The 18,551-nt window shown below is 64.6% G+C and carries 19 protein-coding genes; 12 read left to right on the top strand and 7 right to left on the bottom strand.

What is annotated here, in order from left to right:
- Window positions 1-423: 423 nt before the first annotated feature.
- A complete protein-coding gene (locus RPPS3_RS11225) occupies window positions 424-1,143 on the bottom strand; it encodes a glutathione binding-like protein (RefSeq protein WP_107344145.1) in 720 nt (239 codons plus the stop codon).
- A gap of 150 nt (window positions 1,144-1,293) precedes the next feature.
- Here RPPS3_RS11225 and RPPS3_RS11220 point away from each other — a divergent pair, with 150 nt between their 5' ends.
- Window positions 1,294-2,316: a methionine synthase gene (locus tag RPPS3_RS11220; RefSeq protein ID WP_107344144.1), complete on the top strand. Its 1,023-nt coding sequence runs from the start codon at window positions 1,294-1,296 to the stop codon at window positions 2,314-2,316.
- A gap of 191 nt (window positions 2,317-2,507) precedes the next feature.
- Here RPPS3_RS11220 and RPPS3_RS11215 read toward each other — a convergent pair whose 3' ends face one another.
- From RPPS3_RS11215 to RPPS3_RS11205, 3 genes are all read right to left on the bottom strand, one after another.
- On the bottom strand, window positions 2,508-3,182 hold the full coding sequence (locus tag RPPS3_RS11215; RefSeq protein WP_107344143.1) for a hypothetical protein: 675 nt from the start codon (window positions 3,180-3,182) through the stop codon (window positions 2,508-2,510).
- A gap of 106 nt (window positions 3,183-3,288) precedes the next feature.
- Window positions 3,289-3,810, bottom strand: coding sequence for a xanthine phosphoribosyltransferase (gene gpt, locus RPPS3_RS11210; protein ID WP_107344142.1), 522 nt, complete (start codon window positions 3,808-3,810; stop codon window positions 3,289-3,291).
- 159 nt (window positions 3,811-3,969) lie between these two features.
- Window positions 3,970-4,707: a competence/damage-inducible protein A gene (locus RPPS3_RS11205; RefSeq protein WP_107344141.1), complete on the bottom strand. Its 738-nt coding sequence runs from the start codon at window positions 4,705-4,707 to the stop codon at window positions 3,970-3,972.
- Window positions 4,708-4,929: 222 nt separating this feature from the next.
- On the opposite strand from RPPS3_RS11205, the gene RPPS3_RS11200 reads away from it, so the two are divergent.
- The 8 genes from RPPS3_RS11200 to RPPS3_RS11165 all read left to right on the top strand — a co-directional run bounded on the left by RPPS3_RS11200 (window position 4,930) and on the right by RPPS3_RS11165 (window position 12,356).
- The gene (locus tag RPPS3_RS11200) at window positions 4,930-6,348 is read left to right on the top strand and encodes a circularly permuted type 2 ATP-grasp protein (protein ID WP_107344140.1); all 1,419 of its coding nucleotides are present in this window, start codon (window positions 4,930-4,932) and stop codon (window positions 6,346-6,348) included.
- A gap of 109 nt (window positions 6,349-6,457) precedes the next feature.
- Entirely contained in the window at window positions 6,458-7,402 is a 945-nt protein-coding gene (locus tag RPPS3_RS11195; RefSeq protein ID WP_107344139.1) for an alpha-E domain-containing protein, read from the top strand.
- A gap of 51 nt (window positions 7,403-7,453) precedes the next feature.
- Window positions 7,454-8,281 carry a transglutaminase family protein gene (locus RPPS3_RS11190; RefSeq protein WP_107344138.1) on the top strand — a complete coding sequence of 276 codons (828 nt, stop codon included), beginning with the start codon at window positions 7,454-7,456 and terminating at the stop codon, window positions 8,279-8,281.
- A gap of 107 nt (window positions 8,282-8,388) precedes the next feature.
- Entirely contained in the window at window positions 8,389-9,135 is a 747-nt protein-coding gene (locus tag RPPS3_RS11185) for a peptidase (RefSeq protein ID WP_107346559.1), read from the top strand.
- An 18-nt stretch (window positions 9,136-9,153) separates the two neighbouring features.
- Window positions 9,154-9,663: a GNAT family N-acetyltransferase gene (locus RPPS3_RS11180; RefSeq protein ID WP_107346558.1), complete on the top strand. Its 510-nt coding sequence runs from the start codon at window positions 9,154-9,156 to the stop codon at window positions 9,661-9,663.
- 255 nt (window positions 9,664-9,918) lie between these two features.
- Window positions 9,919-11,079, top strand: a complete 1,161-nt coding sequence (locus RPPS3_RS11175) for a GNAT family N-acetyltransferase (RefSeq protein ID WP_107344137.1) — start codon at window positions 9,919-9,921, stop codon at window positions 11,077-11,079.
- An 81-nt stretch (window positions 11,080-11,160) separates the two neighbouring features.
- Window positions 11,161-11,913: an SDR family oxidoreductase gene (locus tag RPPS3_RS11170; protein ID WP_107344136.1), complete on the top strand. Its 753-nt coding sequence runs from the start codon at window positions 11,161-11,163 to the stop codon at window positions 11,911-11,913.
- Between the two features lie 23 nt (window positions 11,914-11,936).
- Window positions 11,937-12,356, top strand: coding sequence for a protease inhibitor I42 family protein (locus RPPS3_RS11165; RefSeq protein WP_107344135.1), 420 nt, complete (start codon window positions 11,937-11,939; stop codon window positions 12,354-12,356).
- A 7-nt stretch (window positions 12,357-12,363) separates the two neighbouring features.
- On the opposite strand, the gene RPPS3_RS11160 is transcribed toward RPPS3_RS11165, so the two are convergent.
- Complete coding sequence (locus RPPS3_RS11160) at window positions 12,364-12,861, bottom strand: cupin domain-containing protein (RefSeq protein WP_107344134.1); 498 nt, start codon at window positions 12,859-12,861, stop codon at window positions 12,364-12,366.
- Window positions 12,851-13,951 (bottom strand): RuBisCO large subunit C-terminal-like domain-containing protein, encoded by a 1,101-nt coding sequence (locus tag RPPS3_RS11155; RefSeq protein ID WP_107344133.1) that lies wholly within the window; start codon window positions 13,949-13,951, stop codon window positions 12,851-12,853. Before RPPS3_RS11155 ends, RPPS3_RS11160 begins: the two co-directional genes overlap by 11 nt.
- A gap of 180 nt (window positions 13,952-14,131) precedes the next feature.
- On the opposite strand from RPPS3_RS11155, the gene RPPS3_RS11145 reads away from it, so the two are divergent.
- Window positions 14,132-15,382 carry a NupC/NupG family nucleoside CNT transporter gene (locus RPPS3_RS11145; RefSeq protein WP_107344131.1) on the top strand — a complete coding sequence of 417 codons (1,251 nt, stop codon included), beginning with the start codon at window positions 14,132-14,134 and terminating at the stop codon, window positions 15,380-15,382.
- A 204-nt stretch (window positions 15,383-15,586) separates the two neighbouring features.
- Here the strand turns inward: RPPS3_RS11145 and RPPS3_RS11140 are convergent, their stop codons facing one another.
- The gene (locus RPPS3_RS11140) at window positions 15,587-15,871 is read right to left on the bottom strand and encodes an usg protein (RefSeq protein ID WP_107344130.1); all 285 of its coding nucleotides are present in this window, start codon (window positions 15,869-15,871) and stop codon (window positions 15,587-15,589) included.
- A gap of 443 nt (window positions 15,872-16,314) precedes the next feature.
- On the opposite strand from RPPS3_RS11140, the gene groES reads away from it, so the two are divergent.
- Together groES and groL are read left to right on the top strand one after the other, a co-directional pair.
- A complete protein-coding gene (groES, locus tag RPPS3_RS11135; RefSeq protein ID WP_013503045.1) occupies window positions 16,315-16,629 on the top strand; it encodes a co-chaperone GroES in 315 nt (104 codons plus the stop codon).
- 152 nt (window positions 16,630-16,781) lie between these two features.
- The gene (gene groL, locus RPPS3_RS11130) at window positions 16,782-18,422 is read left to right on the top strand and encodes a chaperonin GroEL (protein ID WP_107344129.1); all 1,641 of its coding nucleotides are present in this window, start codon (window positions 16,782-16,784) and stop codon (window positions 18,420-18,422) included.
- Window positions 18,423-18,551 lie beyond the last annotated feature (129 nt).

Here is an 18,551-nt window from a genome sequence, read left to right as displayed (position 1 = left end):
GGTTGTTGTTGATTGTTACTTAGCTGGCCCACATGTCTGCGATCAAACTCTCGTTCGTCATTCCGGGGCGCGAGCGCAGCTCGCGAACCCGGAATCCATAACCCCTAATCCCTCGTTCGAGCAAAGCGCAACGGCCGCCCTGCTCCACCGCCGACGCTGCGGCGTATGGATTCCGGGCTCGCGCGGCTTCGCCGCGCGCCCGGAATGACGAACGCTGAGTTCGTGCACGACATCGCTACGCTACCACCGTCGTCCCCCGCGAAGGCGGGGGACCCAGTATTGCAGAGCGCCAACGTTCGACAACGGACGCTCTGGAATACTGGGTCGCCCGGACGAGCCGGGCGATGACGTCGATGATCGGGAATGCGCCAGAAGCTGATCGTGCGCCCATCCCTGTTTCGCGCCTTGCGTTGTGCCGCATCATCACTGCTGCTGCGCGCTCTGCGCCTGCACGTCCGCATGCGCGGGCTTGTCGACGCCGAACAGCAGCTTGCGGGCCTGCTCGTCCATCGGCTTCTTGTCCTCCTTGCCGAGGGCGAGACCGGCCTGCAGCTTGGGCCGAGCGCGCAACGTCGTGTACCAGCGCTTGATGTTGGGATAGTCGTCGAGCGTCAAGCCCTGCGCCTTGTGGGTCATAATCCAGGGAAAGCAGGCGATGTCGGCAATCGAGTAGTCGCCGGCGATATAGTCGCGGCCGGCCAGCCGCTGATCGAGCACGCCGTACAACCGCTTCGCTTCGCGGCTGTAGCGGTCGATCGCGTACGGGATCTTCTCCGGCGCATACAGCAGGAAGTGGCCGTTCTGCCCGAGCATCGGCCCGAGCCCGGCCATCTGCCACATCAGCCACTGCATCACCTCAAACCGCGCCCGCGTCCCGGTCGGCATCAGTTGCCCGGATTTCTCCGCCAGATAGATCAGGATCGCCCCGCTCTCGAACACCGACAGCGGCGCGCCGCCGCCAGTCGGCGCGTGATCGACGATCGCCGGCATGCGTCCGTTGGGGCTGAGTTTGAGGAATTCCGGCTGGTGCTGATCGCCGCGGCCGAGCTGCATCGGCACCACCTTGTAAGGCAGGCCGCACTCTTCCAGCATGATCGAGATCTTCCAGCCGTTCGGCGTCGGCGCGTAATACAGATCGATCATGGCGGCAGGGTCCTCTTGACGGGTTTGCGTCAATCCTAGCCCGGCTTCGGCCGGCTTGTCACCTCGGTCTCGCACTTCTGTACGCCCCGCCGCGGACGTGGCACAGAGGGCGTCAATCAGGCCCATGTCAGGCTGCAGGGAGAGAACACGATGCTGTTTCCGACCACGATCGCCGGCTCGTTGCCGAAACCGGAATGGCTGGCCGAGCCCAACAAGCTGTGGGCGCCGTGGAAGTCGACGGGCGCTGAGCTGCTCCGCGCCAAGCGCGACGCCACCATCCTGGCGCTGAAGCTGCAGGAAGACTCGGGGATCGACATCGTCACCGAGGGCGAACAGGCGCGGCAGCATTTCGTCCACGGCTTCCTCGAAGCTGTCGAGGGCATCGACTTCGCCCACAAGGTCGAGATGGGCATCCGCAACGATCGCTACAAAGCGATGGTGCCGCAGGTGGTGGCGCCGCTGCGGCTGAAGGGCCGCGTTCACGGCTTCGAAGGCCAGATCGCACGTGCGCATAGCACGCACAAGATCAAATTCACCCTGCCCGGCCCGATGACGATCATCGACACCATCGCCGATCGCTACTACGGCGACCGCGTCAAGATGGCATTCGCCTTCGCCGAGCTGCTCAACAAGGAAGCCAAGGCGCTGCAGGCCGACGGCATCGACATGATCCAGTTCGACGAGCCGGCGTTCAATGTCTACATGAGCGAGGCTGCGGACTGGGGTGTCAAGGCGCTGGAGCGCGCCGCGCAGGACCTGACCTGCGCCACCGCCGTCCACATCTGCTACGGCTACGGCATCAAGGCCAACACCGATTGGAAGGAAACGCTCGGCGCCGAGTGGCGGCAATACGAGGACATCTTCCCGGCGATCGACGCCAGCGCGATCCAGCAGGTCGCGGTCGAATGCCGCAATTCGAAAGTGCCGCTGGAACTGTTGTCGCTGCTGAAGGGCAAGATCGTCCAGGCCGGCGTCATCGATGTCGCCAGCGACGAGGTCGAGACGGCGGAAGACGTCTGCGCCACGATCGAAGCGGTGATGCAGCACGTGCCGAAGAGCAACATCATCGCCACCACCAACTGCGGCATGGCCCCGATGCGGCGGGAGATCGCCGAGGCGAAGCTATTTGCGCTCGGCGCGGGAGCGGAACTGGCACGGCAGCGGTTTGCGTAGTGAGCTTAACTCGCCGAGCGCAACGCATTATTGCCCGCTCTTTCGTCATTCCGGGGCGCGCGTAGCGCGAACCCGGAATCCATACCCCCAGTGAAAATGTAGCTCGAAGCCCGCGCCGCAGTGCTCAATCACATGCACAGGGGGTATGATTCCGGGCTCGCTCGCTGCGCGAGCGCCCCGGAATGACGTGGTTAGTTTGTGCGTGCACTTGGATGCAGTGCGGGTTGATAGCCGGCTTCGAGAGCCCTGAGCGTCGATGGTGGCGTGAGGAGGACGAGACGATCCTGCAAGCCTTCGAGCATCGCCGCTTCGACCGGCTGATAACCCTCAAATGACCACCGCAGCAGCCCACCCAGTGTGAACAGATAAGCAGTGCCGGTGCAGGCACCATCGCGGACGCCGGCATCGTCGTGCTTCAGGTCTGCCACCATCGCACCATTGGGCAACTCACCGAGCGGGCACCGCAGCGGATGCAGTCGCTTGGCGCGGCCGTCGAGCCGTTCACGATGCAATGTGGCGTCGATTTGTTTGGCGCTGACTTGCTCGAGCCCGTTGCCGCGCGCCCAGGCGGCGGCGAAGGCATGCGCGTCGGTGCGGCGGCAGTAGTAGCAAGGCCGATGCCCGGCCGCGAGCGCGGTCGCCTCGTCGATAAAGAACAACTCGGTCCAGCTCCGCGTCGCCATCACGTCGCGGCGGCGGCCGCGGAACTCGCAGGTGCAGGTGATCCAAGCGTGACTCGACCAGCGCCTGCTCAGCAGCGTCTTGGTCGCCGGATCATGGATGATGCCGCGATTGCCGGTGAACATCCCGCGGCTGGCTACCGCGACGATCTCGCCGAACGGCGTCACGCGGTTCTGCAGCGGCATGGCCCCTCCGCGCGTCATTACGAGGAGCGAAACGACGAAACAATCCAGACGGTTCGTGCTCGGAACTGGATTGCTTCGCTTCGCTCGCAATGACGGTGTGTTTGCTTCAGCCCGCCCCGTCCTTGAGCGGCGGCTGGAAGCTGAGCCCGGTGTCCCAGGGGAAGAAGATCCAGGTGTCCTGCGACACTTCGGTGATGAAGGTGTCGACCAAGGGACGGCCTTTCGGCTTGGCATAGACCGCGGCGAAATGCGCGTCGGGCAGCATCGACCGCACCATCCGGCCGGTCTTGCCGGTGTCGACCAGGTCGTCGATGATCAGCAGGCCCCTGCCGGTGCCGCCGCCCAGCGTGGCGGTCTGATCGGAGACGCCCTTGAGCACCTGAAGCTCGCCCTGCTTGTCGTGCTCGTAGCTGGCGATGCACACCGTGTCGATCACCCGCAGGCCGAGCTCCCGCGCGACGATCGCGGCGGGCACCAGACCGCCGCGGGTGATGGCGATCACCGCATGGAACGGCCCGAGTTCGTTGAGCCGCCAGCTCAGCGCCCGGCAATCACGATGAAACTGATCCCATGACACCGGAAACGGACGCCCTGCCCGTTTCTGTTCACTCGGTTCGCTTTGAGACATCCATTCACTCCGACTATTTCGTCATCGCAAGCCAGCCGGATCGGCGCATTGCGCCGTCCTGAGCACCAGCTCAGCGAAACAATCCGGAGCCACGGTGCACGCGGTTCTGGATGGCTTCGTCGTCCGCTCCTCGCGATGATGGGACCTACTTGTCCTGGTTCACTTTGCGGCCTGCAGGTCCGCCAGCATCTGCTTTACGGCGGCCATCGCCTGCTGCAGCTTTTCCGGATCGCGCGAGCGCACCACCAGATTGGTGTTCGGCTTGCGCTCCTCGTCGAGGAACGGATAGCTGCCGATCATCGTATCCGGATGTGCGGCGGCGATCTCGCGCAGTGGGCCGCCGATGTCGCCCTCGCGCGCGTTGGCCTTCACCGTCTCCGACAGCATCCGGACGCCGGACTTCAGCCGCGGCGCCACGATGTCCATCATCGCCTGCATGATCGACGGCACGCCGGCCATGACGATGACGTTGCCGATCTTGAAACCGGGCGCGATGATGGTCGCGCTCTGGATCAGCTCGGCGCCATCCGGGATCCGCGCCATCCGCAGCCGCGCTTCGTTGAGCTCGGCTTCGGAGAACCGTTCGCGGAACCGGGCCACCACCTCGGGGTGATAGCCGATCTCGACGCCGAACGCCTTGGCGACGCAGTCGGCCGTGATGTCGTCATGGGTCGGTCCGATGCCGCCGGTGGTGAACACGTAGGTGTAGCGGCTGCGTAACGCGTCCAGCGCCTCGATGATCGCGGCCTCGTCGTCGGCCACCACGCGCACCTCGCGCAAATCGATCGCGATATTGGTCAGGTACTCGGCGATGAAGCCGATGTTCTTGTCCTTGGTCCGGCCCGACAGAATCTCGTCGCCGATCACCAGGATACCCGCCGTAACGATCTCGCTCATGAATGCTTCCGTTTCCCCGCTGCTACCTGCCGGCGACAAGCTCTGCCCGTTCCGAAGACGCCTGCCGATGAATTGAGCAACACGCCGCCTGAATTGCGGGCAACATTGTGAACCCGCGGTCAAAAACCGTCCACTCCTTCCATATCGTGCTGGCCCGGCCCTTGCTACTGCTGTGTTCCATGCTGCACTCTACGCAGCATTGTGGGGAATCAGACTGGTTTCATGGCAGTTGCGTTTGATGAAATGAACGGCCCCGGCGGCGATGTTCGCGCGGCCTATCAGGAATTGTCCCGCTGGCTCGGCGAAACGCCGCCCGAAGCCCTCACCCATCGACGCCAGGAAGCCGAGCTGCTGTTTCGCCGCATCGGCATCACCTTCGCGGTGTATGGCGACGCGGAAGCGCAGGAGCGGCTGATCCCGTTCGACGTCATCCCTCGCATTCTGTCGGCGCAGGAATGGGCGCGGATGGAGCTCGGGCTGAAGCAGCGCGTCCGCGCGCTCAACATGTTCCTGCGCGACATCTATCACGGCCGCGACATCCTGCGCGCCGGAATCATCCCCGACGACCTGATCTTCCAGAACCCGGTGTTCCGCCCGGAGATGAACGGCCAGGCGGTGCCGCACGACGTCTACGTCCATATCGCCGGCATCGACATCGTCCGGGTCGACGACGAACATTTCTACGTGCTGGAGGACAATGCGCGAACGCCGTCGGGCGTCTCCTACATGCTGGAAAACCGCGAGATCATGATGCGGCTGTTTCCGGATTTGTTCGCGCGGCACCGCATCGCGCCGGTCGAGCGCTATCCGGACGAACTCCTGACCGCGCTGCGCTCGGTGGCTCCCGCACATTCGTCGTCGGAACCGACCGTGGCGCTGATGACGCCCGGCGTTTTCAATTCCGCCTATTACGAGCACTCGTTCCTCGCCGACAAGCTCGGCATCGAACTGGTCGAAGGCCGCGACCTCGTCGTCAAAAACGACGAGGTGTTCATGCGCACCACCGAAGGGCTGAAACGGGTCGACGTGATCTATCGCCGGGTCGACGACGACTTCATCGATCCTTTGACGTTCCGCCCGGATTCGGTGCTCGGCGTGCCCGGGCTGATGTCGGCCTATCGGGCCGGCAACGTCACGCTGGCCAACGCGGTCGGCACCGGCATCGCCGACGACAAGGCGGTGTACAGCTATATGCCGGACATCGTGAAATTCTATCTGGACGAAGAACCGATCCTGAAGAACGTCCCGACCTGGCGCTGCCGCGAGCCGAGCGACCTAGCCTACGTGCTCGACCATCTGTCCGAGCTGGTGGTCAAGGAAGTGCACGGCTCCGGCGGCTACGGTATGCTGATCGGCCCCACTGCCACCAAGGCGACGATCGAAGCGTTCCGCGAGAAGCTGAAGCGCGAGCCGGAGGGCTTCATCGCCCAACCGACGCTCGCGCTCTCCACCTGCCCCACCTGCACCGAAGCCGGCCTCGCCCCGCGCCACGTCGACCTGCGGCCGTTCGTGCTCACCGGCCGCGACCGCATCACCGTGGTGCCCGGCGGCCTGACCCGCGTCGCGCTGCAGGAAGGCTCGCTGGTGGTGAACTCCAGCCAAGGTGGCGGCACCAAGGACACCTGGGTGCTGGATGAGTAGGTTCACAACATCGGAGGCGTCATTGCGAGCGAAGCGAAGCAATCCATGGCGCCCGATCGGCAAGCTGGATTGCTTCGTCGCTCCGCTCCTCGCAATGACGGAATAAGCCATGCTGTCCCGTACCGCTGAAAACCTGTTCTGGCTGTCCCGTTACGTCGAGCGCGCCGAATATCTGGCGCGGACCATCGAGGCGACGCTGCGCGTCACCGCGCTGCCGAACACCTATTCGGGCCAGGGCAACGAATGGGATTCGGCACTGCTGACCGCCGGCGTCAGCGCCAGCTTCTATGCGCAGTACGACGAGGCCAACGAGCCCAACGTCGTCGATTTCCTGTCGATGTCGACCTCGAACCCGTCATCGATCCGCAATTGCATCGAGGCGGCGCGGCTGAACGCACGCTCGGTGCGAACCGCGCTGACGGGCGCGATGTGGGACACCATCAACTCGGCCTGGATCGAACTGCAAGAGAACTGGAGCAAGGGCGCCAAGACCCGCGAGCAGCTGACGCAGTTCCTGCGTTTCGTGCAGGAGACCTCGCTACGGTTCGACGGCTCGGCCTATCGCACCATGCTGCGCAACGACGCCTATTGGTTCTCGCGGCTCGGCGTGCATCTCGAACGCGCCGACAACACCGCGCGGATTCTCGACGTCAAATATCACCTGCTGCTGCCCGAAGAGGAGCACGTCGGCGGTCCGCTCGACTACTATCAATGGTCATCGATCCTGCGCTCGGTGTCGGCACTGACGGCGTATCACTGGGTGTATCGCGAGACTTTGAAACCGTGGCTGATCGCCGACCTGCTGATCCTCAACGACAGCCTGCCGCGGTCACTCGCCTCGTGCTACGGCAATCTGGTGCGCAACCTCGACCAAATCGGCGTCGCCTATGGCCGCCAGGGCCCCTCCCAGCGTCATGCCCGCGCCATCCGCAACCGGCTGGAACACTCCAACATGGACGACATTTTCCAGCGCGGCGTCCACGAATTCATCCAGGAATTCATCGCCGACAACAGCCGGCTCGGCGAAATCGTCGCCAAGCAGTATCTTATCTGATCGAGCACAGGCGCGCGCCCTGCCCGCCGCCGCAACCGGACTCTGGACGCCATGCGCCTGCGCATCACGCACACCACCAACTATCACTACGAGCCGCCCGCCACCGGCGTGATCCAGGTGCTGCGGATCACGCCGAGCAGCCACGACGGGCAGTACGTCGCCGAATGGCAGATCGACATCTCCTCCGACACCCGGCTGGACATGCATTACGACGCGTTCGGCAACATCACCCATGTGCTGACGGTCGGCGCCACTGAAGACCTCACCATCACAGCCGAGGGGCTGATCGAGACCTCCGACACCGGGGGCGTGCTGAAGGGCGCCGACGAGCGGTTTCCGCCGCAGCTGTTTCTGCGCCCGACCGAACTGACCGATCTGGCACCGCCGATGCAGGCGCTGGCGCGCGAGCTGCGCGGCGACGGCAGCGGCGATACGATCGGCTTCCTGCATGCGCTGATGACGGCGATCAACAAGCACATCACCTTCGACGACGACCCGACCCATTCCGGCACCACGGCGTCCGAAGCCTTCACGCTGCGCCGCGGCGTCTGCCAGGACTACGCGCATGTGTTCATCGCCTGCGCACGCGCCGGCGGCGTGCCGGCCCGGTTCGTCTCCGGACATTTCCTGCGCGCTGACGGCGTGGTGCACCAGCCCGCCGGCCACGCCTGGGCCGAAGCCTATGTGCCGGGTCTCGGCTGGGTCGGATTCGATCCGGCCAACGGCATCTGCACCACCGACGCCCATGCCCGCGTCGCGATCGGGCTCGACTATCTCGGCGCCGCCCCGGTGCGCGGCACCCGCTATGGTGGCGGCCTCGAGACGCTGACGGTGTCGGTGAAGGTCGATCAGGCCGGCCGGCAGTTTCAGTCGCAGTAGCTTACGCCCTTCGGGGGCTGGACCGCCGGCGCGGATGGGCTAGTGTCCCGCAGCCGGCCGCCTTCTGCGCGGCCGCGCTTTCCTTCAGACCGGTGTTCGAGGACGAGATGACCTATTGCTGTGGAGTTCTGGTGCGTGAAGGCCTGGTGATGGTGGCCGACACCCGCACCAATGCCGGGCTCGACAACATCTCGACCTTCCGCAAGCTGCACGTCTTCAGCAAGCCGGGCGACCGCATCATGGCGGTGGCGAGCGCCGGCAATCTGTCGATCAGCCAGTCGGTGCTGTCGACCCTCACCGAGGGCCTGGAGAACGCCGAGACCGGCGAGCGCGAGACTCTGATCAGCGCCTCCAGCATGTTTCAGGCGGCGCAGCTGATCGGCCGCGCGATCCGGCACGTCAACGCCACCGAGGCGCAGGCGCTCAAGGCGGAAGACATCAACTACGAAGTGTCGTTCCTGTTCGGCGGCCAGATCAAGGGCGAGCGGATGCGCCTGTTCATGATCTACCCGGCCGGCAATTTCATCGAATGCACCATCGACACGCCGTATTTGCAGATCGGCGAGCACAAATACGGCAAGCCGGTGCTCGATCGCGCGATTACTTACGACGTCGAACTGTACGAGGCGCTGAAGACCAGCCTGATCTCGATGGATTCGACGATGCGCTCCAATCTCGGCGTCGGGCTACCGATCGACGTGCTGGTGGTGCGCACCGATGTCTGCGATGCCGATCTCAACCACCGCATCGAGGCGGGCGAGCCCTACTTCCACGACCTCCGCTCGCGCTGGTCCGCCGCCCTTCGCGCCGCCCACAAAAACATCCCGCGCCCGCCCTATAAGGACCAGGCGTGAGGCATCGGGCGCGAGATGATGACCGTCAAGACTGCGACCTGGCGCCGCATGACGCCCGCCGATCTGTCCGCCGTCAACGCGATCGCCGCGGTGGTGCATGCGGCCTATCCTGAAGATGCAGCGGTGTTTGCCGAGCGGCTGGCGCTGCATCCAGGCGGCTGCTTCGTGCTCGAAACCGCAAGCGGCCTCGGCGGCTATCTGATCAGCCACCCGTGGCACTTTAAACAGCCGCCGGCGCTCAATGCGCTACTCGGCCTCATCCCCCAGCCAGCCTCGACCTATTATCTGCACGACATCGCCCTGCTTCCCGAAGCGCGTGGCGGCGGCGCGGCCGCAACCATTCTCTCAACGCTGGAACAGCATGCCGTCGAGACTGCGGACAACATCACGCTGGTCGCCGTTGGCGGCACCGTTCGGTTTTGGCAGCGACTGGGCTTCGAGCCAATCGACAGCAAAGAGCTCTCCCAAAAGCTCGCCAGCTACGGCGCCGACGCACGCTACATGGGCCGCCCGGCCAAACTCGGATGAATCGCGAGTCTTTTTGATACTAAGGAGCAACGGCGGTCGAAACGGGATGCAGGTCGATCGAGACCGAGCATAGCCGTCGTTCCGTACAGCTCGCGAATGCGCATCCTTGGAACGGTCAACAAGACATTCCGCCCCGATTAACTCTCCTTTCCATTCGTATCGTCCGGCGTTTTCAATCCGACTTCCCTCAATGATAGGTTGTCGACCGACATCACAAACATACTGAGTTGCGACACCACCTTGAGAGACGTGAGAATGATCAACGGCGAACGGCTGGAAATCGTGCAGACGGGCGAACGCCTGCAGGAAATCGGCCCTGCCTGGGAGGCGCTGTGGGACCACACCGGCGCCGTCGTGTTTCAGAGCCATGCTTGGATCGCGGCCTGGTGGCGTGCGCTTCCCGATCGGGAACGGCGGAACCTGTTTATCGTCCTTGCGTGGCGCGGCGACACTCTAGAGGCCGTCCTGCCGCTTGCGATCTGTCGCCAGCATGGCGTCCGCGTCCTCGAATGGGCTGCCAAGGACTATTCCGACTACTGCGATGCACTTCTGCACCCAACCGCCGACCCGTCGGTGCTCGAACGGATGTGGGACTACAGCCACGCGCACGGCGGCTTCGATGCTGTTTACCTCGGCCATCTCCTGCCAACAGCAGCGGTGAGGACACTCGCCAACGATAAAGCTGGATATCGCAGCGCGCTGCGCCCGCACTACCGGCAAGCCACCAGTCTCCGCGTCGTCGGCCCATGGGCCAGCAGTCAGGCGTGGTTCGATGCGCAGTCCGGAAATGCGCGTCGAAACTATCGCCGCTCGCTGAAAAGCCTGTCGGAAGGTGCAAAAGTCGAATTCCGCCTGCTGTCGCCCGAGGAGCCGATTGGCCCTGCAGTGCGGCGCTGTGCCGACCTGAAACGTGCCTGGTGCGAGCGGAACGGTCTGGTGGCGCCGCTGTTCGATGAGGGCTCGCCGATGCTGGAAACGCTTGCGCAAGTGCTCGCCGACAAAGGACTGCTTCGGGTGTTCGTGCTTGAGCGAGACGGAGTGATCGTCGCCATGACGATCAATCTGATGCAGCACGATACGATGATGGCTTACGTCACGACGTACGACGCCGCCTTCGATCGCAGCTCGCCCGGCTATATCCTGCTGTTCGACTACATCCGTTGGTCGATCGATCACGGCGCCACGACGATCGACTTTCTCTGTGGCGACGAGGATTACAAATATCGGTTTGCCAATCAGCAGGTGACCTTGGCGTCGTTTGTCGCCGGGCGGACTCTTCTCGGCGAGGCGGCGCTGCGATCGGACCGCGCTTGGCACACGCTGCAGACCTATCGAGGGCGGATGCAGAGCGGGCTGTCGAGGGCCAAACGATTCTTGGATAAAAGGCCGGCGAGCCAAGCTGCTGCCGATCGATAATCCGATTTGCTTGTTGCCCGAGCAGCCAACGTCTACGATCGCGGCGCCATCCAACAAGAAACAACATCGGGAAAGACGCCAATGCCCACCACCAAGATCGCCCTCGTCACCGGTGCAGGCACCGGTGTCGGCCGTGCCGCGGCGCTGGCGCTGATGCAGGCCGGATTCACCGTGGTGCTGGCCGGGCGTCGGCTGGAGCTGCTGCAGGAGACCCAGAAGCTCGGCGCCGAGTTCGGTGAGAGCCTTCCCGTTGTCGCCGACATGGCCGATCCGGCATCGATCGCCGCGCTGTTCGACACCATCGTGGGGCGCTACGGCCGTCTCGACGTGCTGTTCAACAACGCCGGCATCGGCGCCCCGCCGGTGCCGTTCGAAGATCTGCCGCTGGAGCAGTGGCAGGCGGTGGTGACGACCAACCTCACCGCGCCGTTCCTGTGCACCCAGCACGCGTTCCGGATTATGAAGGATCAGACCCCGCGCGGCGGCCGCATCATCAACAACGGCTCGATCTCGGCTCACGCGCCGCGGCCGTTCTCGGCCGCCTACACCGCCACCAAGCACGCGATCAGCGGCCTCACCAAGGCGAGCAATCTCGACGGCCGCGCCTACGACATCGCGGTCGGCCAGATCGACATCGGCAACGCCGCCACGCCGATGACCGATCGCATGGTGCAAGGCGTGCTGCAGCCCGACGGCCGCACCATCGCCGAGCCGCGGATGGATGCGAAGGCGGTTGGCGATGCGGTGGCCTACATGGCGGGCCTGCCGCTCGACGCCAACGTCCTGTTCATGACGGTGATGGCGACCAAGATGCCATTCGTCGGACGCGGCTGAGCCGCGTCTTTCCGGGGGCTAATATGCGGACTTCGTTCACGACCTTCCGACGACTGGGACTGCTCGGCATGCTGGCCGGCATAGCGCTGGTTGCGGGTGTCGCGCCACCGCGAGCCGACGACACCGCCGAGACATTGCGCCTCGCGGTCAGCGGCGAAGCCACGTTCAGCCTGAAAGAGAATCCGTCGACCGGCTATCGCTGGCATCTCGACACCAAAGCGAGCCGCAATCTCGACCTGATCGAGATTTCCGATGCCGGTTACCGCCAGGGCGGCGGCGATGTCGTGCACCAGCCGATGGTCGGCGTCCCCGGCACCCGGTCATTCCGCATCATCGCTCGCAAGGACGGCACCGCCACCGCGGTATTCGATTACTTGCGCGACTGGGAGAACCAGGCTCCGGCGCAGCGGCACACCGTCACGGTCGAGATCGCGCCACGCTGACGTGCAGCTACTCCCCGCCGATGCGAATGAAGTCGGCGATACGCTTGTTCTTACGCAGCTTCGCAACATCGTCCGCCGTCGGCAATTGCGGCCGGTCACGCGTGACATTGACGACGCAGAGAAAACCGAGGCAGTCGCCGCGATTGGCACGAAACTGATGCCAGGTCATCGGCGGGATGAATACCAAATCGCCCTGCCCGACATCGCTGATCGTGTCGCCGACCAGGCACTGCCCGCGACCGCGATGGATCATCACCGCATGCACATGGCCGTGACGCTCCAGCGTCGAATAACCGCCCTCGTCGACCTCGAAATAGCGCCACTCGCAGGCGAGATTCGGATCCGAGAATAGAAGCTGCCGCGAGATGTCCTGGAACGGCGCCTCGGCGGTCTGCTTGTACGGCGTCACCGCGACACCATCCCAGCGGCCCGGGGCAGTCTGCTCGCGGACACCAACTCGTTCGCCCGCCGCCGGATTTGGCGCTGCTGAATTGTCATTGGCCATGGCTTGCCACCTCCGCGGTGAACCGCGCCGCCTGCTCGGTCAGTTGCTCGCCTGTCGCCAGCAGGCTGCCGCCGATCAGTAGCATTACGTCGGAGCCGTAGAATGCCAGCAGGTCTTGGATGCGATCAATTGCGATACCGCCGGCCGGAACCGGGAGGCACGGCTTCAGATCGTACCAGTCGCGCCGCGCCGCATCCGCCAGCGCGCTACAGGTCTCCGGCGTGTAGGCGAACCGGCCGCCGTGATGCGGGAAGATCGTCGCATCCGCCCCAAGCAACCTGAACAGTTTGCCCAGCAGCAGATCGGGCGCGATCCGCTGCGCACCGGCCAGCGACGGATGCGCCAGCATGACCAACCCTTCCGCCTCTTTGGCAATCAGGTGGAAGTTGGCCAGCCCAACAATCATCGGCATCAGCATCACCGCGGACAGGCCTTCGCGGCGGACAAGGTCGAGCTGCCGCCGCATGTCGTCGAGCGAACCGGAGACATGCGGCGCGTACAGCGTCGCCGCGCCCCGAGAATCGCAGGCCTCGCGCACCGCGCGAGCCACCGCCGGCACCCGTGCCGAGAACGGACTGAACGCCTGATCGGCGATGCCGTGGTCGTCCTTGATCAGATCGACACCGCCGAGCGCCAGCCGGTGCGCGAGCCCCGCCAGCGCCTCCGGCGCCAGCCCCTGCGGCTTCAGCGCCGACGCGGTCAGCGCCCGCCGCGGCGCACCGAGCTTGGCGCGAAGACCGGCGATGCCGAGCCTCGGCCCGCCGAAGGCAGCCGGATAGGCCGGCGGCAATTCGACATCGGCCAGCGTCACGTCGGGCTGGATCGAACTGTTGCCGAACAGCATGTTGAGCAGCTGTCCGGCCTCGGCCGGCGCCGTCGCGCTCGCCAGGCTGACCTGCACCGAAAAGCGAGCCTCGCCGATCGGCCTGATCGCCTCAACCCGGCCGACGATCTCGTCCCGGATCCGCCGCTCCGTCACCGCCGCCAGCGGACACTCGACGCTCTGCTCGATCGCCAGCGCCTCGGCCCGAGCAGCGATCTCCCCCGGTGCCGAAGCGACCTGATAGGTGACGATAATCCGCTCGCTCATGTTCAATCCGATATCCGGAAGTCCGAGGTGTCGGCCCTGTCTAGCACACCCCGTTCGGCCGCACTGTCGCCGCCCACGACGAAGCCGCGATGACGGCCGCGCCCCAGCGGCCCGCGCTTTAGTCGACTTGCCAGCGCGCCCTGCCCTGGCCTACCCATCGGCTTCGGCTCGGGGGACGACATGCTTCAACTGCAATCCGGATTCGGCGTATTCGCGCTGCTGATGCTCGCGTGGGCATTCGGCGAGAATCGCGACCGCGTGTCGGTGCGGCAAGTCGCCATCGGGCTCGGCATCACGCTTTTGACCGCGGTGGCGATGCTGAAGCTGCCCGGCGCCGCTCGGGCGTTCGGGGCGATCAACGATGCAGTCGGCGTCATCTCGGCGGCGAGCCGGGCCGGCACCTCATTCGCGTTCGGCTACCTCGGCGGCGCGCCGGCGCCGTTCGACATCAAGGCGCCGGGGGCCGATTTCATCCTCGCGTTTCAGGCGCTGCCGGTGGTGCTGGTGATGAGCGTGCTGACCACGCTGTTGTTCTACTGGCGGATCCTGCCGCCGGTGGTGCGGGGCATGGCCTGGCTACTCAAGCGCACGCTCGGCGTCGGCGGTGCGGTCGGGCTATCGACCGCCGCCAATGTGTTTCTGGGCATGGTCGAAGCGCCGCTGTTCATCCGCCCCTATCTGGCGCAGCTCACCCGCAGCGAACTGTTTCTGGTGATGACCGGCGGCATGGCCGGCATCGCCGGCACCGTGCTGGTGCTATACGCCACGCTGCTGGCGCCGGTGCTGCCCGACGCCGCCGCGCACTTCGTCATCGCCTCGGTGCTCGGCGCGCCGGCCGCGATTCTGGTCAGCCTGATCATGGTGCCGGAGACCGAAGCGCGCGCCACCGGCGGCGAACTCGCCGACCCCGGCCAGATCGCTGTCAGCAGCATGGATGCGATCGTCAAGGGCACCGCGGCCGGCCTAGAGCTGCTGCTCAACATCATCGCGATGCTGATCGTGCTGGTGGCGCTGGTGTATCTCGGTAACGCCGTGCTTGGCCTGCTGCCGCATGTCGGCGGCGAGGCGATCACGCTGCAGCGGCTGCTCGGCTATCTGATGGCGCCGGTGTGCTGGCTGCTCGGCCTGCCATGGGATCAGGCGGTCACCGCCGGTTCGCTGATGGGGATCAAGACCGTCCTCAACGAGCTGATCGCTTATGTCGAGCTGGCAAAGCTGCCGCCCGATGCGCTCGACCCGCGCTCGAAGCTGATCATGCTGTACGCGATGTGCGGCTTCGCCAATTTCGGCAGCCTTGGCATCATGCTGGGCGGCCTCACCGCAATGGCCCCCGAGCGCCGCGAAGAGATCGCAGCCCTCGGCCTGCGGTCGATCGTGTCCGGCACACTGACCACTTGCCTGATGGGTGCAGTGGTAGGGCTAATGACGTAGTCTTGCGCACTGCGATCAGTTTTTCGACGCTCACCAACATAGGCACAACTACTCTCGGCCGCTGTGGAAACAGCGCCGTCGCCGTATCGCTATGACTGTCGCAATTGATCCCTGCTCATCCTGCCGCTACGACCGCGGCGCGCGGCAATGGTCGCCCTATCCGCTGCCGGCCGACGAAGGGACCGCCGACCGGCAATAACGAAGTCAGTGCAGTCTGAAGACACCGTCGACGGCGCGCAGCTCGGCCGGCTTGATCAGCTTGGAATGCGCGACGGTGACGGCGAACAGCGGCCCTTCGAGCTTCGCTTTCCAAAAACTGAGAAAGTCGTTCAGGGCGGGGAAATCGGGCGCCAGGTCGTAGTCCTGCCACGTGTAGCTCTGCAGCAGCCATTGCCGGTCGGGGCGGCGATAGAGAATTTCGGCGGTCGTCAGACCGTAGCCGAGCACCTGCTTCCTGAAGTCTTCAGAAACTGCACCTCGTTCGACCATAAATCCTCCTTTCCGAACCAGCATTCCGCAACAGTTCGCGACCGGGATTGCCTGGGAATGCCGTCCTTCCGTCTGCTGTCCCCGCGGTGCTGGGCTCCGGTCTTCACTTGCCCATCCCGCGCACCTGAAAATGTGACGCATCTGGACTGGGCATCTCAAGTCAAAAATCGACGGCAAATGCGGAAAAATGCAGCCTTAGCAGCGACTTAATACAAGTGCTAACAGAGACGCCAAGGGCCACGGGATAGTCGGGACTTGATTGTCGCCGCATCGTCGTTCACGGTGTTTGGCAGATGTTCCGCGCGAGTGCTAAAAATTTCGCGCGCAGCCCTTGTCTCCCGAAAAACCCTCGACTATCTCGTCCGTGTCGCGCTGGCACTCAATGTCCGCGACTGCCAATATTTCGATTTCTGAAACAAGTTCAGAAACTTAGGAGGACTTGCATGAACTTCCGTCCGCTTCACGACCGCGTCGTGGTCAAGCGCATCGACGCCGAAGAGAAGACCGCCGGCGGTATCATCATTCCTGACACGGCCAAGGAAAAGCCCTCGCAGGGCGAAGTCGTCGCCGTCGGCCCGGGTGGCCGCGACGAAGCCGGCAAGCTGATCCCGATCGACCTCAAGGTCGGTGACCGCGTGCTGTTCGGCAAGTGGAGCGGCACCGAGGTCAAGATCGACGGCAAAGAGCTGCTGATCATGAAGGAAAGCGACATTATGGGCGTCATCACCGACGCCGGCGCCAAGAAGAAGGCCGCCTGAGCCTTTGGAGGTCCCTCACCCTGAGGAGCGCCTGCAAGGCGCGTCTCGAAGGGTGAGCTCCACACGCTGAGACCGCTCATCCTTCGAGATGCGGACCTGCGGTCCGCTCCTCAGGATGAGGAGACAACGATCCAACCCAAGGGAAACCTCTTATGTCCGCTAAAGAAGTCAAATTCGGCGTCGACGCCCGCGACCGCATGCTGCGCGGCGTGGACATTCTCGCCAACGCCGTGAAGGTCACGCTGGGTCCGAAGGGCCGCAACGTCGTCCTCGACAAGTCGTTCGGCGCACCACGCATCACCAAGGACGGCGTCACCGTCGCCAAGGACATCGAGCTCGACGACAAGTTCGAGAACATGGGCGCGCAGATGGTGCGCGAAGTCGCCTCGAAGTCGGCCGACGCCGCCGGTGACGGCACCACCACCGCGACCGTACTGGCCCAGGCGATCGTGCGCGAAGGCGCCAAGGCCGTTGCCGCCGGCATGAACCCGATGGATCTGAAGCGCGGTATCGACCTGGCGGTGGAAGCCGTCGTCGCAGACCTCGTCAAGAACTCCAAGAAGGTCACGTCGAACGACGAGATCGCCCAGGTCGGCACCATCTCGGCCAACGGCGACTCGGAGATCGGCAAGTTCCTCGCCGACGCGATGAAGAAGGTCGGCAACGAGGGTGTCATCACCGTCGAGGAAGCCAAGTCGCTCGAGACCGAACTCGACGTCGTCGAGGGCATGCAGTTCGACCGCGGCTACATCTCGCCCTACTTCGTCACCAACGCCGACAAGATGCGCGTTGAATTCGACGACGCCTACATCCTGATCAACGAGAAGAAGCTCTCCAACCTCAACGAACTGCTGCCGCTGCTCGAAGCCGTGGTGCAGACCGGCAAGCCGCTGGTGATCGTCGCGGAAGACGTTGAAGGCGAAGCCCTCGCCACCCTCGTCGTCAACCGTCTGCGCGGCGGCCTCAAGGTCGCGGCCGTCAAGGCGCCGGGCTTCGGTGACCGCCGCAAGGCCATGCTGCAGGACATCGCGATCCTGACCGGCGGCCAGGCGATCTCGGAAGACCTCGGCATCAAGATGGAGAACGTCACCCTGCAGATGCTGGGTCGCGCCAAGAAGGTGATGATCGACAAGGAGAACACCACGATCGTCAACGGCGCCGGCAAGAAGGCCGACATCGAGGCCCGCGTCGCGCAGATCAAGGCGCAGATCGAGGAAACCACCTCGGACTACGACCGCGAGAAGCTGCAGGAGCGTCTGGCCAAGCTCGCCGGCGGCGTCGCGGTGATCCGCGTCGGTGGCGCGACCGAGGTCGAGGTGAAGGAGCGTAAGGATCGCGTTGATGACGCGATGCACGCCACCCGCGCTGCGGTCGAGGAAGGCATCGTTCCGGGCGGCGGCGTCGCTCTGCTGCGCGCCTCCGAGCAGCTCAAGGGTCTCAAGACCAAGAACGACGACCAGAAGACCGGCGTCGAGATCGTGCGTCGCGCCCTCTCCGCCCCGGCCCGTCAGATCGCCATCAACGCCGGCGAAGACGGCTCGGTGATCGTCGGCAAGGTGCTCGAAAAGGAGCAGTACGCGTTCGGCTTCGACTCGCAGTCGGGCGAATACGGCGACCTGGTCAAGAAGGGCATCATCGATCCGACCAAGGTGGTCCGTACCGCGATCCAGAACGCCGCCTCGGTGGCCGCGCTGCTGATCACCACCGAAGCGATGATCGCCGAACTGCCGAAGAAGAACGCCGGCGGCCCCGCGATGCCCCCGGGCGGCGGCATGGGCGGCATGGACTTCTAAGTCCAGCGACCTTCGCAAAGACAATGAAGCCCGGCGGAAACGCCGGGCTTTTTTGTTGGCGCAATCGGGTCCGCAACGCCTCTGTTTCGTCATTCCGGGGCGCGCGAAGCGCGAGCCCGGAATTCATAT

The sequence above is a fragment of the Rhodopseudomonas palustris genome (genome assembly GCF_003031265.1).
GTDB classification, from domain to species: domain Bacteria; phylum Pseudomonadota; class Alphaproteobacteria; order Rhizobiales; family Xanthobacteraceae; genus Rhodopseudomonas; species Rhodopseudomonas palustris_H.
The sequence above is the reverse complement of the archived record's forward strand: the minus strand, read 5'-3'. Positions and strand labels throughout refer to the sequence as shown.

What these genes read in the sequence shown, in the direction of transcription:
- RPPS3_RS11225 (WP_107344145.1), bottom strand. Translation starts at nt 1,143, where the DNA reads ATGATCGATCTGTATTACGCGCCGACGCCGAACGGCTGGAAGATCTCG.
- RPPS3_RS11220 (WP_107344144.1), top strand. Translation starts at nt 1,294, where the DNA reads ATGCTGTTTCCGACCACGATCGCCGGCTCGTTGCCGAAACCGGAATGG.
- RPPS3_RS11215 (WP_107344143.1), bottom strand. Translation starts at nt 3,182, where the DNA reads ATGCCGCTGCAGAACCGCGTGACGCCGTTCGGCGAGATCGTCGCGGTA.
- gpt (WP_107344142.1), bottom strand. Translation starts at nt 3,810, where the DNA reads ATGTCTCAAAGCGAACCGAGTGAACAGAAACGGGCAGGGCGTCCGTTT.
- RPPS3_RS11205 (WP_107344141.1), bottom strand. Translation starts at nt 4,707, where the DNA reads ATGAGCGAGATCGTTACGGCGGGTATCCTGGTGATCGGCGACGAGATT.
- RPPS3_RS11200 (WP_107344140.1), top strand. Translation starts at nt 4,930, where the DNA reads ATGGCAGTTGCGTTTGATGAAATGAACGGCCCCGGCGGCGATGTTCGC.
- RPPS3_RS11195 (WP_107344139.1), top strand. Translation starts at nt 6,458, where the DNA reads ATGCTGTCCCGTACCGCTGAAAACCTGTTCTGGCTGTCCCGTTACGTC.
- RPPS3_RS11190 (WP_107344138.1), top strand. Translation starts at nt 7,454, where the DNA reads ATGCGCCTGCGCATCACGCACACCACCAACTATCACTACGAGCCGCCC.
- RPPS3_RS11185 (WP_107346559.1), top strand. Translation starts at nt 8,389, where the DNA reads ATGACCTATTGCTGTGGAGTTCTGGTGCGTGAAGGCCTGGTGATGGTG.
- RPPS3_RS11180 (WP_107346558.1), top strand. Translation starts at nt 9,154, where the DNA reads ATGACCGTCAAGACTGCGACCTGGCGCCGCATGACGCCCGCCGATCTG.
- RPPS3_RS11175 (WP_107344137.1), top strand. Translation starts at nt 9,919, where the DNA reads ATGATCAACGGCGAACGGCTGGAAATCGTGCAGACGGGCGAACGCCTG.
- RPPS3_RS11170 (WP_107344136.1), top strand. Translation starts at nt 11,161, where the DNA reads ATGCCCACCACCAAGATCGCCCTCGTCACCGGTGCAGGCACCGGTGTC.
- RPPS3_RS11165 (WP_107344135.1), top strand. Translation starts at nt 11,937, where the DNA reads ATGCGGACTTCGTTCACGACCTTCCGACGACTGGGACTGCTCGGCATG.
- RPPS3_RS11160 (WP_107344134.1), bottom strand. Translation starts at nt 12,861, where the DNA reads ATGGCCAATGACAATTCAGCAGCGCCAAATCCGGCGGCGGGCGAACGA.
- RPPS3_RS11155 (WP_107344133.1), bottom strand. Translation starts at nt 13,951, where the DNA reads ATGAGCGAGCGGATTATCGTCACCTATCAGGTCGCTTCGGCACCGGGG.
- RPPS3_RS11145 (WP_107344131.1), top strand. Translation starts at nt 14,132, where the DNA reads ATGCTTCAACTGCAATCCGGATTCGGCGTATTCGCGCTGCTGATGCTC.
- RPPS3_RS11140 (WP_107344130.1), bottom strand. Translation starts at nt 15,871, where the DNA reads ATGGTCGAACGAGGTGCAGTTTCTGAAGACTTCAGGAAGCAGGTGCTC.
- groES (WP_013503045.1), top strand. Translation starts at nt 16,315, where the DNA reads ATGAACTTCCGTCCGCTTCACGACCGCGTCGTGGTCAAGCGCATCGAC.
- groL (WP_107344129.1), top strand. Translation starts at nt 16,782, where the DNA reads ATGTCCGCTAAAGAAGTCAAATTCGGCGTCGACGCCCGCGACCGCATG.